At 70.8% G+C, this 12304-nt stretch carries 9 protein-coding genes and 1 pseudogene; 2 read left to right on the forward strand and 8 right to left on the reverse strand.

Annotated elements, in window-relative coordinates:
* Positions 1-132: 132 nt before the first annotated feature.
* Together ACGF2V_RS06465 and ACGF2V_RS06470 are read right to left on the reverse strand one after the other, a co-directional pair.
* Complete coding sequence (locus tag ACGF2V_RS06465) at positions 133-828, reverse strand: SIMPL domain-containing protein (RefSeq protein ID WP_362703845.1); 696 nt, start codon at positions 826-828, stop codon at positions 133-135.
* Between the two features lie 61 nt (positions 829-889).
* Positions 890-1432, reverse strand: coding sequence for a nucleoside-triphosphatase (locus tag ACGF2V_RS06470; protein WP_362703847.1), 543 nt, complete (start codon positions 1430-1432; stop codon positions 890-892).
* A 240-nt stretch (positions 1433-1672) separates the two neighbouring features.
* Here ACGF2V_RS06470 and ACGF2V_RS06475 point away from each other — a divergent pair, with 240 nt between their 5' ends.
* Together ACGF2V_RS06475 and ACGF2V_RS06480 are read left to right on the forward strand one after the other, a co-directional pair.
* Entirely contained in the window at positions 1673-2698 is a 1026-nt protein-coding gene (locus ACGF2V_RS06475) for an alcohol dehydrogenase catalytic domain-containing protein (protein ID WP_362621129.1), read from the forward strand.
* Positions 2699-2715: 17 nt separating this feature from the next.
* The gene (locus tag ACGF2V_RS06480) at positions 2716-3339 is read left to right on the forward strand and encodes a GPP34 family phosphoprotein (protein WP_362621130.1); all 624 of its coding nucleotides are present in this window, start codon (positions 2716-2718) and stop codon (positions 3337-3339) included.
* 213 nt (positions 3340-3552) lie between these two features.
* Here the strand turns inward: ACGF2V_RS06480 and ACGF2V_RS06485 are convergent, their stop codons facing one another.
* From ACGF2V_RS06485 to ACGF2V_RS06510, 6 genes and pseudogenes are all read right to left on the reverse strand, one after another.
* Positions 3553-4974: a SidA/IucD/PvdA family monooxygenase gene (locus ACGF2V_RS06485; RefSeq protein ID WP_362621132.1), complete on the reverse strand. Its 1422-nt coding sequence runs from the start codon at positions 4972-4974 to the stop codon at positions 3553-3555.
* A complete protein-coding gene (locus ACGF2V_RS06490) occupies positions 4971-6371 on the reverse strand; it encodes an aminotransferase class V-fold PLP-dependent enzyme (RefSeq protein ID WP_362621134.1) in 1401 nt (466 codons plus the stop codon). The genes ACGF2V_RS06485 and ACGF2V_RS06490 overlap by 4 nt, the downstream gene beginning before the upstream one ends.
* A gap of 586 nt (positions 6372-6957) precedes the next feature.
* A complete protein-coding gene (gene pepN / locus ACGF2V_RS06495) occupies positions 6958-9477 on the reverse strand; it encodes an aminopeptidase N (RefSeq protein WP_362621136.1) in 2520 nt (839 codons plus the stop codon).
* Positions 9478-9940: 463 nt separating this feature from the next.
* The gene (locus tag ACGF2V_RS06500; protein ID WP_362621137.1) at positions 9941-10267 is read right to left on the reverse strand and encodes a chorismate mutase; all 327 of its coding nucleotides are present in this window, start codon (positions 10265-10267) and stop codon (positions 9941-9943) included.
* Between the two features lie 200 nt (positions 10268-10467).
* Positions 10468-10969, reverse strand: a pseudogene (locus tag ACGF2V_RS06505) (helix-turn-helix transcriptional regulator); the annotation flags it as partial.
* Positions 10970-11208: 239 nt separating this feature from the next.
* Complete coding sequence (locus ACGF2V_RS06510; protein ID WP_362621138.1) at positions 11209-11982, reverse strand: serine protease; 774 nt, start codon at positions 11980-11982, stop codon at positions 11209-11211.
* Positions 11983-12304 lie beyond the last annotated feature (322 nt).

Below are 12304 nucleotides of genomic sequence, written 5' to 3' on the forward strand. Positions count from 1 at the left end.
GGTAGGTAATTGGCTGTGCGTGACTACCCAACGACCTTTGAATGAAGGGTTGTTGACAAGTGTTGAATTGGGCGCCGGTGTGCTCGGATGAGCATTCCTCCGTTCCGGTATTCCTTGTTCGATGGTTGTTCCTCACAGTTCGGGCGGCGACATGATGAAGCGGGCGTTCACCTGGGCCTGGACGGTCTGGCGTCGTGGTTCGAGGTCGAGGGTGGGGGCCGGGGCGGCCGGGGCGCCGTAGCCGGCGCTTCCCCGGAAGCCGGGCGGGGTGGGCAGGGCGGCCGGGGCGGCGTTCTCGGCGCCGAGGTCGGCGAGTTCGACGAGTGCCGTGAGGTGGGAACCGAGGGCGTCGGCGTATTCGCGGGCTCGTTGGACGGCTTCGCGTACGGCTTGGCGGCGGGCGTTCGCGTGGGCGGGTGAGTCGGGGCGCAGGGCCCACCAGGGGCCGTTGACGCGGGTCATGTCGAGGTCGGCCACACGGGTGATCAGTTCGCCGAGGGCGGTGAAGTCGTTGAGGACGGCGGTGATGTGGACGCGCCCGTGGTAGGCGCGGACCTTTTCGTCGCGGCCTTTTTCGGCGAGTTCGGGGTTGATGGAGAGGGCGCCGGTTTCGAGTTTCTCGACCGCCGGGCCGTAGGAGCGTATGTGTTCGAGGACGGCTCCGTTGCGGCGGGTGAGGTCTTCGAGGGCGGTGCGGCGGTCCTTGCCTCGGGCGGTGACGGTGATGCCCAAGTGGGCGATTTCGGGGTCGACTTCGAGGCGGGCTTCGCCCCGGACGGCGACGCGGGGGTGCTCGGGGGTGCCGTAGGGGGCCGGGGTGTCGGTCATGGTTCCACTGTGGCATGCGGGTACGACAGCGGCTGGTCACCGGATCGCAAGCCTGTGGCGGCTACCGCCTCTCCAGGCGTGCCGCCAGCCGCTGCGGGAGGGTGTCGCGGTTGGCCGGGGTCACCTGGAGAAGTTCGATGTCGGCGCGGTGTTTGAGTGTGTCGGTGAGCGGGTTGTGCTGCGCCTGGACGGTGGCGACGACATCGATGTCGGCTGCGAACAGTGCCCGGACGGCGTCCTGGAACGGGCGGTACGCCAGTTCCATCTTTCCGAGCTCGTCGACGAGGACGAGACGTCCGGGTGTCGGCGTGGCCGTGGGGGCCGGGGGTGGCCACGACAGGGACGGCAGCGCCAGTCGTTCCATGACTTCCAGGTCGACGCCGTAGCGGCCGACCCGTGGCGGCCCCGGAAGGTCGACGTGGGCGAGTACGGCCCGTCGGCCGGTCAGTGTCTCCAGGGCGAAGCCCACCCGTGCGCCGTCTTCGCGGATCTCCTGGGTGGTGAAGCCGGTGGCCTGCCGGGTGTGCAGCAGTGCCGCCAGTCGGCGGATCGCGGTGGTCTTTCCGCTGCCGGGGCGTCCTTCCAGCAGGATCCTTGTCGGCATCGCGTCGTGCTCCGCAGCGTGAGCGGGTGTGGGTGGTCGGGTGGTGTGGCTCTGCTGTCAGCTTCCCATCGGGGCGGGTGGTCGGGCCACCGGGCGGGCTGGGCGGCGGATGTGCCCGGTCCGTGGGTATGGCCCGGGCTCGGGCGGTCGGGGCGGGCCGGCCGTTCGGCGCGCGCGATCGGGCCGGAGCTGATCTGCTGGAGAGCAGGGGCGTCCGCGCGCTTTTCGGGAGTGGTCCGGATGAGTACGTATCGAGTCGCCCAGGTGGCCGCGGCGGGCGGGCCGTTCGAGCTCGTCGAGCGTGAGGTGCCGCAGCCGGGGCCCTGTCATGTGCGGATTGCCGTGGATGCCTGCGGGATCTGTCACAGCGACGCTCTTTTCGTGGATGCAGGGGTGCCCGGCGTACGGTTTCCGCTGGTGCCCGGGCATGAGATCGCCGGCCGCGTCGAGGCGTTGGGGGAAGCGGTGCAGGACAGCGGTTGGCGGGTCGGTGATCGGGTGGCGGTCGGCTGGTTCGGCGGCAGCTGCGGCCATTGCACACCTTGCCGGCAGGGCGATTTCGTCGTGTGCGAGAACCTGAAGGTTCCCGGGTGGGCGTACGACGGGGGTTTCGCCGAGACCGTGATCGCGCCGATCGATGCCTTGGCCCGGATCCCCGACGCGTTGGCGGCGACCGACGCGGCGCCCATGGCGTGCGCGGGGGTGACCACGTACAACGGGCTGCGGCGCAGCTCCGCGCGGCCGGGCGATCTCGTCGCCGTCCTCGGTATCGGCGGTCTTGGCCATCTGGGGGTGAAGTACGCGGTTGCGATGGGTTTCGAGACCGTGGCGATCGCCCGGGGGGCCGACAAGGCCGATTTCGCCGAGCGGCTTGGCGCGCACCATTACATCGACAGCACGGGGAGTACTGGTGTCGCGGAGGCGTTGCGGGCTCTGGGTGGTGCCAAGGTCGTGCTGGCCACCGCTGCGAATGCCGATGCCATCGCGGCGACCGTGGACGGGCTGGCCCACCGGGGGGAGCTGGTGGTGATCGGTGTGAGTCCGGAGCCGTTGGGGATCAGTCCGGTCCAGCTGATCATGAGTGGCAGGGTGGTGCGGGGTCATCCGTCCGGTACCGCGCAGGATGTGCAGGAGGCCATGGCGTTCAGTGCTCTGTACGGTATTCGTCCGATGGTCGAGGTCGTGCCGTTGAGCCGGGCTGCGGAGGGGTTTCAGAGGATGCTCTCGGGTGCCGCTCGTTTCCGGATGGTGCTCGCCGTCCGCTGACACGTCTGCTGGGTGCCATGACTACGTCACGCGATGTGTTGTTCACCAGCCTGGACCAGGGGTCCGGTGGTGGTGTGGAGGAGGGTGGGCTGTCGCTCGCTCTCGCGGGGGCCGAGGTGATCGACCTGCTCGGTGCCGAGGTCGTCGGCCTGGACGGCGATCGCATCGTGCCGGGCGACCTCGTGTCCTTGGCCGATCCTCTGCTGGAGCGGGCCGCGTCGGCGCTCGTCCGTGAGGCGCCGTACGAGTCGGTGGGTGACTGGCTGTGGCGCAGGGGTCGGGGGCTGTTCGCGGCGTATCTGGCGGTGCTTGAGGCGGAGGGGAGCGTCGGTCGGCGGCATCGTCGTGGTGTGCCGTTCGGGGCGGGCCGGCTTGTGCCGGTCGATTCGCCGGATCGCCGTGACGCGGCGAGCCGCTGGGCGTCGAAGGAGCCTGTCCTGGTCTCCCTCGCGGCGGCTCTGGGAATCCGTGGCGAGGAGGGGGTGGATGCCGTCGGCTCTGCCGATTCTCCGGGTACGGACGACGACGCCGTGGACACCGTGCTCGCCGCTGTCCACGATGCGTTGACGCGTCTGGAGGCCATGCGGCTGCGGCGGACCATCGAGCAGGCCGCCTTCGACAACGTCTGGCGGGGCGATTGACACGCCCCCCTGCGGCCGGCCGGCGGTTGCGGTCTCTGGCCGGTCGTGGGAGGGGCCCGGGGGTGAGCCCGTGGGGGCGGGTGGGCGACTGGCAGCAGCCCCGGCCCCGGTTCGGGGCAGGTGTTCGGTCCAGGGGTGTCCTTCGGTCGGTCGGTGCGGGGCGCCCGTCTTCTTCAGGGGAGGGGCGGCCGCCTTGTTCGGCGTGGTGTGGGGTCAGTGGTTGTTGTGGGTGAGTGGGACGCGGTCGGAGGTCTGGGTGGGGAGGGGCAGGGTGGCGGGGGCGAGGCCGAAGGTGGTGAAGGCGGTGCGTTGTGGGAGTGGGTAGGGGTTGGTGCCGGTGAGGTGGTTGAGGATGGTGGCGCTGCGCCAGGCGGCGAGTCCGAGGTCGGGCGTGCCGACGCCGTGGGCGTGGCGTCCGGCGTTCTGTACGTAGATGTTTCCGGTGATGGTGGGGTCGAGGACGAGGCGGAAGTGGTGGTCGACGCGGGGGCGGGCGGAGTCGTCGCGGTGGAGGTGGTGTTCGAGGCCGGTGAGGAGGTGGTCGAGGGGGCGTTCGTGGTAGCCGGTGGCGAGGATGACGGCGTCGGTGGTGAGGGTGGTGCGGGTGTTTTGCTGGGTGTGTTCGAGGTGGAGTTCGATGCGGGTGCCGGCGGTGCGTGTTGCGGTGCGTACGGTGACGCCCGGGGTGAGGGTGGTGTGGGGCCAGCCGCCGTGGAGGGTGCGGCGGTAGAGCTCGTCGTGGATGGCGGCGATGGTGTCGGCGTCGATGCCTTTGTAGAGCTGCCATTGGTGGGGGACGAGTTCGTCGCGTACGGCTTCGGGGAGGGCGTGGAAGTAGTGGCTGTAGTCGGGGGTGAAGTGTTCGAGGCCGAGTTTGGAGTATTCCATCGGGGCGAAGGCGGGGGTGCGGGCGAGCCAGTGGAGGTTTTCGCGGCCGGTGGGGCGGGCGCGGATGAGATCGAGGAAGATCTCGGCGCCGGATTGTCCGGAGCCGATGATGGTGATGTGTTCGGCGTCGAGGAGTGCCTGGCGGTGGTGGAGGTAGTCGCCGGAGTGGATGACGGGGACCGAGGGGGCCTCGGCGAGGGGTTTGAGGGGTTCGGGGATGTGGGGTTGGGTGCCGATGCCGAGGACGATGTTGCGGGTGTGGGTGCGGCCGAGTGCTTCGGCTTCTCCGTCGGCGTCGAGTCGGGTGTAGTCGACTTCGAAGCAATCGTGTCGGTCGTTCCAGCGGATGGCGTCGACCTGGTGGTTGAAGTGGAGTGCGGGGAGTTGGTGGGTGACCCAGCGGCAGTAGGCGTCGTATTCGGCGCGTTGGATGTGGAAGCGTTCGGCGAAGTAGAAGGGGAAGAGCCGGTCGCGGGTGCGGAGGTAGTTGAGGAAGGTCCAGGGGCTGGTGGGGTCGGCGAGGGTGACGAGGTCGGCGAGGAAGGGGACTTGGAGGCTGGCTCCGTCGATGAGGAGGCCGGGGTGCCAGTGGAAGGCGGGGCGTTGTTCGTAGAAGGCGGTGGTGAGGGGGCGAGTGGTGGTGGGGGTGCGGTGGGCGAGTGCGGCGAGGGAGAGGTTGAAAGGGCCGATGCCGATGCCGACGAGGTCGTGTGGCTGGTCGGTTCGGGGGGTGGGTCGGTCGGTCATCGGGGGGTGTTGCCTTTCGTGAGTTCGTGGGTGAGGTCGTTGACGAGGTCGAGGAGGGTGTGGAGGTCGTCGGGGGTGGTGTGGGGGTTGAGCAGGGTGGCTTTGAGCCAGAGGCGGTTGCCGGTGTGGGCGCGGCCGAGGACGGCGTGGCCTCGGGTGAGGAGGGTGCGGCGGATGGTTGCGACGGTGTGGTCGTCGGCGTCGGTGGGGCGGAAGAGGACGGTGGTGATGGTGGGGCGGTCGTAGAGGTCGAGGGTGGGTGTTTTGGTGATGAGGTCGGCGAGGTGGTGGGCGGTGGTGACGGTGCGGTCGATGAGGTCGGCGAGTCCGTCGCGGCCGAGAGCCTTGAGGGTGACGGCGATCTTGAGGGTGTCGGGGCGGCGGGTGGTGCGCAGGGAGCGGCCGAGGAGGTCGGGGAGGCCGGCTTCGGTGTCGTCGTCGGCGTTGAGGTAGGGGGCGTGGTGGTGGAGGGGGTGGAGGTGGGTGCGGTGGGGGACGGCGAGGATGCCCGCGGGTGCGGGTTGCCAGCCGAGTTTGTGGAGGTCGAGGGTGACGCTGTGGGCGCGGTCGAGGCCGTGGAGTTTGCCGCGGTGGGTGGGGCTGAGGAGGAGGGGTCCGCCGTAGGCGGCGTCGATGTGGAGTTCGGCGCCGTGGGTGGTGCAGAGGTCGGCGATGTCGGTGAGGGGGTCGATCCGGCCGGTGTCGGTGGTGCCCGCGGTGGCGGTGACGAGGAGGGGGCGGTGGTGGTGTCGGGTGAGGGCTTCTTGGAGTGCGGCGAGGTCCATGACGCCGGTGGGGGCGGGGATGACGACGGGTTCGGGAAGGCCGAGGAGCCAGGCGGCGCGGGTGATGCTGTGGTGGGCGTTGGCGGCGTGGATCGTCTGGACGGGGCCGTTGCGTTCGCGGGCGAGGAGCAGGGCGAGTTGGTTGGCTTCGGTGCCGCCGGTGGTGATGAGCGCGTCGGGTGAGGGGTGGTGGGGGTAGATCTCGGCGGCGAGGGCGGCGGTGGTGTCGGCTTCGAGGGTGGAGGCGGCGGGTGCCTGGTCCCAGGAGTCCATGGAGGGGTTGAGGGCGGAGGCGGCGAGGTCGGCGGCGGTGGCGAGGGCGAGGGGTGGGGTGTGGAGGTGTGCGGCGCAGAGCGGGTGTGCGGGGTCTGCTGCGCCTTCGGCGAGGGCGGTGACGAGGGTGCGGAGGGCTTCGTGGGGGCCGGTGCCGTGGTCGGGGATGAGGGGGTGGGTGGTGGTGCGGGTGCGGTGGGTGACGGTGTCGGGTCCGCCGGTGGGGAGGGGGCCGTCGCGCCGGTGAGCGCCGTCCCGGAGTGCGGTGAGGACGGTGTCGAGGAGGGGGCGGAGTGCGTCGGGGCCGGTGGCGGAGCCGGCGAGGGGTGGGGTGGGCATGACGGCGGGGCCCTTCGGGTGTGGTGCGTGGGCATGGGTGGACATGCCAGCTTGTCCGGGATTTGAAGGGCGCGGCTGTGGAGCGTGGGGATCTGAACTCGAATGGGGGATGCGTGGTGCGTGTGGGGCTGGTGTGGCGGGTTGGAGTGGTAATGGGGGTTGGGGTGGCGATGGGGGGTGTCGGTCAGTGGTGACAGGCGTTGTCGGTCAGTGGTGAGGGGGGTCGGTCAGTGGTGACAGGCGTTGTCGGTGAGTGGTGACAGGCGTTGTCGGTCAGTGTGATGGGCGTTGGCGGTCATGGGTGTGCCCGGCGCATCCCTGGGTGGTGGGATACGCCGGGCACGGGTGGCTGCGGGGCCGTGTGTGATGCGGGGTGTGCTGTGTGGGGTGTGGGGTGTGGCGCCCCCGGCGGTCAGCGCGTCAGCGCCGAACGCGTCGACGACGGCCGCGAGGCCGGTGCGGGTAGACGGGCCGGTGCGGGTCAGTGGGTGGTTCGGCGAGTGCCGGTGGTGGGCCGGCTCCGGCTGGTCGGCGCCCGTGGTGGGTCCGCGCCGACCAGCCGACGCCGGTGGTGCGTTGGTGCGGGTCAGTGGGCTTCGCGTACGGCGAGGGCGCGGCGGAGGTCGTCGAGCTGGTCGATGAGTTTGCGGCGCAGGGCCGGGATGAGGTCCTTGTCGTTCAGGGTCTGTTCGCCGAGGTGGAGGTTGTCGGTGTCGACGGCGTACCCGGGGAACGCGTAGCGGCCTGCTGCTTCGGCGATGGCGGGGCCGCGTCGGGCGGCGAGACGGGTGGCCTCGGGGTAGTAGCGGGGCACGTAGTCCCGTACGAGGTCGGTCTGTTCGGGCTGCCAGAAGCCTTGGGCGGTGGCGGTGAACAGGTAGTTGGAGAGGGTGTCGTCGTTGAAGAGGGTGTGCCAGGCGGTTGCTTTGGCCTCGGGGGTGGGGAGGGCGGCGCGGCAGCGTGCGGCGCCTTCCTGTCCGGTGGCGCTGGGGTCCTGTTCGAGTTCGGCGGCGATGTGGGCCTCGTCGGTGGCGCCCAGGACGGCGAGGCGGGTGAGGATGCGCCAGCGCAGTGCGGGGTCGAGTTCGGGTCCGCCGGGGACGGTGCCGTTGGTGAGCCAGTCTTGGAGGGCGTCGGGTTGGGTGGCGGCGTCGATGAGGTGGCGTACGGCGATGAGGCGGAGGCCGGGGTTGTGGCCGTCCTCGGTGCGGCGGATGAGGTCGCGGCAGAGGGCGGTGATGGTGGCGAGGGCGGCGGGCCGGTTCTCGGGGGTGAGGTAGTGGCCGGCGATGTGGGTGCCCGCGAAGGCGAGTACGCCCTGTGCGAGGGCGAGGTCGGTCTCGTGCGGGAGGTGGGTGCGGGCGGTGTCGAGGTAGGTGGTGGGGGCGAGTTCGCCGTCGCGGACCATGTCGCGGGCGGTGTTCCAGATGACGGCGCGGGTCAGTGCGTCGGGGATGCCGGACAGATGGTGGAGGACGGTGTCCCAGGAGGTGTCGTCGAGGCGGACCTTGGCGTAGCTGAGGTCGTTGTCGTTGAGGACGACGAGGGCGGGGCGGCGGCCGGGCAGCGGGTCGGCCGGACCGTTGCCGGGGACGTCGATCTGGAAGCGGTCGCGCAGGACGAGACGGCCGGATCCGGTGCGGGCGGCGGTTCCGGAGAAGTCGGGGGCGTGGTCGTAGGCGCCGACGGCGATGCGGTGGGGACGGCCGCCGTCGTGGGCGACGGCGACGGACCACGTGCCGTTGGACTCCTGGACGCGGGAGGTGAGGGTGTCGACTCCGATGGTGCGCAGCCATGCCTCGGCCCAGGCGTGGACGTCGCGGTCGGTGGCCGATGCGAGGCTGTCGATGAAGTCGGCGAGTGTGGCGTTGGCGAACTTGTGGCGGGCGAAGTGGGTGTTGATGCCGGCCAGGAAGTCCTTCTCGCCGAGCCAGGCGACGAGTTGGCGCAGGGCGGAGGCCCCCTTGGCGTAGGAGATGCCGTCGAAGTTGAGCATCGCGGACGCGGTGTCGGGGACGGCGTCGGGGTCGGGGGCGACGGGGTGGGTGGAGGGGCGCTGGTCGGCGTCGTATCCCCAGCCCTTGCGTGCGACGCCGAAGTCGACCCAGGTGTCGGTGAAGCGGGTGGCTTCGGCGAGGGTCTGGTAGCCCATGTACTCGGCGAAGGACTCGTTGAGCCAGATGTCGTCCCACCAGGCGAGGGTGACGAGGTCGCCGAACCACATGTGGGCCATTTCGTGGGCGATGACCATGCCGCGGGTCTGGCGTTCGGTGTCGGTGACGGCGGAGCGGTAGACGAACTCGTCGCGGAAGGTGACGAGTCCGGGGTTCTCCATGGCGCCCGCGTTGAATTCGGGGACGAATGCCTGGTCGTAGGAGTCGAAGGGGTAGGGCTCGTCGAACTTCTCGTGGAAGCGGTCGAAGCAGGCGCGGGTGATGTCGAGGATCTCGTCGGCGTCCGCGTCGAGGTGGGGGGCCAGGGAGCGGCGGCAGTGGATACCGAAGGGCAGCCCGGCGTGTTCGGTGGTCACGGAGTGCCAGGGGCCGGCGGCGACGGCGACGAGGTAGGTGGAGATGAGGGGGGTGGGGGCCAGGGTCCAGCGGCCGTCGCCGTGGTGTTCGGCGATGCCGTTGCCGAGGACGGTCCAGCCTTCCGGTGCGGTGACGGTGAGTTCGAAGACGGACTTGAGGTCCGGTTGGTCGAACGCGGTGAAGACGCGCTGGACGTCCTCCATGAAGAGCTGTGTGTAGACGTATGTCTCGCCGTCGGTGGGGTCGGTGAAGCGGTGCATGCCTTCGCCGGTGCGGGAGTAGCGCATGGCGGCGTCGACGCGCAGTTCGTGCGCTCCGGCGGTGAGGCCGGTGAGCGGGAAGCGGTTCTCGACGAGGTGGGCGGGGTCGAGGGGCTGTCCGTCGAGGCTGATCGAGCGCAGCGTGGCCGGCTTGAGTTCGACGAATGTGTCTCCGTCCGCTGCCGCGGTGAACTGGATGACGGTGCGGGAGTCGAAGGTCTCCTCGCCTGCGGTCAGATCGAGGTCGATCGTGTACCGGTGTACGTCGAGGAACTGGGCTCGGGTCTGCGCTTCATCGCGCGTCAGTACGGACATGCGGTCCATGCTGCCGTACGGTCCGGGCACGGCGCAGGCGGGTTCTCGCAGGGCTGGGGATACGACGGGGCCCCGCGGGGTCACGTCGGGGCACGGGATGCGTCGGGGCCTGCGGGAGGCCGCGCGGTGGGACCGGTGACCGCCCTCGGTGCGTCCCGGTGGCGTGTGGGGACCGGGATGGTCGGGTTACCCGCGCGAGATCGCGGTCGACGCGCTGGACGCGTTGGACGGTAGGTTGAAGGGGTGGAGTTCGGCTCGCCGTGAGCGTGTCGGCGTTGCGGTTGCCGTTGCCGTTGCTGTTGCCGTGGGCCGACGCCTCGATGCGTCGGCCGGAGGACTGCGGTCCGACCGGTTGCGACCGCGGTGTGACGGACCGCGTGCGGGTGGTGGTCTCGGGGCGGGGAGGGGGCTGTCGTCGGACCGGCCGTCGTACGGCCGGAGGCCCAGGCCCGGTCCGGAGCGCTCAGGCGTCCCGGCCGGTCGTCGACTCCTCCGCGATCCGCTCGTGGTGGCGGATGACCTCGGCGACGATGAAGTTCAGCAGCTTCTCCGCGAAGGCCGGGTCGAGATGCGCGCTCTCCGCCAGTTGCCTCAGCCGGGCGATCTGCCGGCTCTCCCGGGCCGGGTCGGCCGGGGGCAGGTGGTGGGCGGCCTTGAGGTGGCCGACCTGCTGGGTGCACTTGAAGCGCTCGGCGAGCATGTGGACGACGGCCGCGTCGATGTTGTCGATGCTCTCGCGCAGCCGGTTCAGTTCCGCGCTCACGGACTCGTCGATGTCCTTCGTGGTCATGGTCAGCGAGCTTAGCCCGGCCGCCGCGGGCGGGGCGCCGCGGCTCGGCGCTCCGGCTCGGCACCGCGGCACAGCGGCACCGCGCCGCGAGAAGCCTGTAGAGACAGCCGCGAGAAGCCGACCGGGATCGCCGCGGGGATTCGGCCGGGTCGCCGCGAGGATACGACCGGGATCGGAGCGCCGGGCCCGAACGGGGCGGTCGTCGGCGGGTGCTCCGGGTCCGGCACCTCGTCGTTCCAGCCGCCCGGGACGTTGCGGCCCTGCTGTTCGCGGAACCGGACCGGTGCCGAGCCGACGCGGCGGGCGAAGAGCCGAAGGAGAAGTACGCCGGGTCGTCGTAGCCCACGCGCCGGGCGACGACGGCGACCGGCAGATCCGTGGCGACGAGGAGTTCCTTGGCGCGGCGGAGGCGGATGCCGGGGAGGTAGTCCTTGGGCTGCAGCCCGCGCCGCGCCGTACCGCCGTGCGCGGTTCGGCGGACGTCATGTCGGGCCGGGCGGCGTGCTCGGCGACGGACAGTCGGGCCGGGCGGCGTGCTCGGCGACGGACAGCGGCTGGAAGGCGTCACGGGCGAGGGCCTGGAGGGCGGGGTCGCCATCGGGGGCCGGCGTCGGCGCGCGCCCGGCGCAGGGCGACGAGGAGTTCGTGGACGGCGGCGCCGGTCTCGACCTCCAGCAGGGGGTTGCCACGGCGGGCGGCCCGCCGCAGCCCGTGCCGCTGGCCGCCCCGGTGCGGGCCCGGAACCCGGCCCCGGCGGATCGCCGGGGCCGGGCCGGTGCCGGGCCCGTGGCCCGTGGCCCGTGGCCCGTGCCGGAGCACCGGTTCCGGGTTACGCGTTCCGGACCCCGGGCTGCGGGTCCGGCCTGGCTCCGGAATCCGGGGTCCGGGCTCACGAACTTCGGACAGGTTTACGGCACGGGCTCATGGCCACGGGTTGCGGATCAGAGCGTGGACGCGGCCGAGGCGATGCTGGACGCGAAGGTCGAGACCTCGGTGTACACGCCCGGGTAGTCGGGCCTGGCGCAGCCCTTGCCCCAGCTGACGATGCCGACCTGTATCCAGGCCCCGGAGTCGTCCTTGCGGAACATGGGGCCGCCGGAGTCGCCCTGGCAGGTGTCCACGCCGCCGGTGTCGATCAGACCGGCGCAGATCTCTTCGCCGGGGACGAGGTCGCCGTACGCGGCCTGGCACTCGGCGTCGGAGACGAACGGCACGGTGGCCTTGAGCAGGTAGCGCTGCTGTGAGCCGCCCTCGGTGGCCGCGCCCCAACCGGCGATGGTGAAGGTGCCGTTGTTGTACGCGGTGCTGGTGGCGATCTTGAGGGTGGGCAGGTCGATCGGCTTGGCCAGCTTGATCAGCGCCCAGTCCTTGCCCGTGCCGTTGTAGCCGGGGGCCTGCAGGACCTTGGTGGACTTGACCTTGATGGCACTGGAGGACTGCAGGTCGACGACGCCGGCCGTGGCGGTGATGGAGGTGTTGTTGCCCGATCCGTCCACGCAGTGCGCGGCGGTGAGCACGATGTCCTTGGCGTAGAGGGCGCCGCCGCAGCCCATCGACAGCCGGACCATGAACGGGAATTCGCCCTGGGCGGCCGGGGTGCCGCCGACAACGGGCGCGGGGGCGGCAAAGGCTCCGGCAGGCTGGAGACTGACGGCCGCGAGGACCACGGCGGCCATGACGGAACATCTCTTCAGGGCGCGCAGAAGCTGCTTCAAGAGACTGCCTTCTCTCGTGGGGGGTGCCTGTGGGGGGTGCTTGTGGGGGGTGCTTGTGGCGTTCTCGTTGGAGATCTCGTGAGGGATCTCCCTGGATCTCGCGGGGTGTACCCGCCCTCGCCCGGGGCCCGGCACGCGGGCAGGAACACCCGAGTGGTCATGCTCCCGACAAAGGCGTGCTTGGGATTATCGGGACGCGCTCACAACCTCCACAAGGTCGGCTTTTCAGCCAAGATCACCGACGCCCTCACGGTGACGACCTGGGGGCCGACAGGGAGTGGATCAGAAAGCGCCGTCATGCGGCTTCGACGGCAAGGCGGAG

It is taken from the genome of Streptomyces sp. NPDC047982 (genome assembly GCF_043204165.1).
Taxonomy (GTDB): domain Bacteria; phylum Actinomycetota; class Actinomycetes; order Streptomycetales; family Streptomycetaceae; genus Streptomyces.

What these genes read in the sequence shown, in the direction of transcription:
- ACGF2V_RS06465 (WP_362703845.1), bottom strand. Translation starts at nt 828, where the DNA reads ATGACCGACACCCCGGCCCCCTACGGCACCCCCGAGCACCCCCGCGTC.
- ACGF2V_RS06470 (WP_362703847.1), bottom strand. Translation starts at nt 1,432, where the DNA reads ATGCCGACAAGGATCCTGCTGGAAGGACGCCCCGGCAGCGGAAAGACC.
- ACGF2V_RS06475 (WP_362621129.1), top strand. Translation starts at nt 1,673, where the DNA reads ATGAGTACGTATCGAGTCGCCCAGGTGGCCGCGGCGGGCGGGCCGTTC.
- ACGF2V_RS06480 (WP_362621130.1), top strand. Translation starts at nt 2,716, where the DNA reads ATGACTACGTCACGCGATGTGTTGTTCACCAGCCTGGACCAGGGGTCC.
- ACGF2V_RS06485 (WP_362621132.1), bottom strand. Translation starts at nt 4,974, where the DNA reads ATGACCGACCGACCCACCCCCCGAACCGACCAGCCACACGACCTCGTC.
- ACGF2V_RS06490 (WP_362621134.1), bottom strand. Translation starts at nt 6,371, where the DNA reads ATGCCCACCCCACCCCTCGCCGGCTCCGCCACCGGCCCCGACGCACTC.
- pepN (WP_362621136.1), bottom strand. Translation starts at nt 9,477, where the DNA reads ATGTCCGTACTGACGCGCGATGAAGCGCAGACCCGAGCCCAGTTCCTC.
- ACGF2V_RS06500 (WP_362621137.1), bottom strand. Translation starts at nt 10,267, where the DNA reads ATGACCACGAAGGACATCGACGAGTCCGTGAGCGCGGAACTGAACCGG.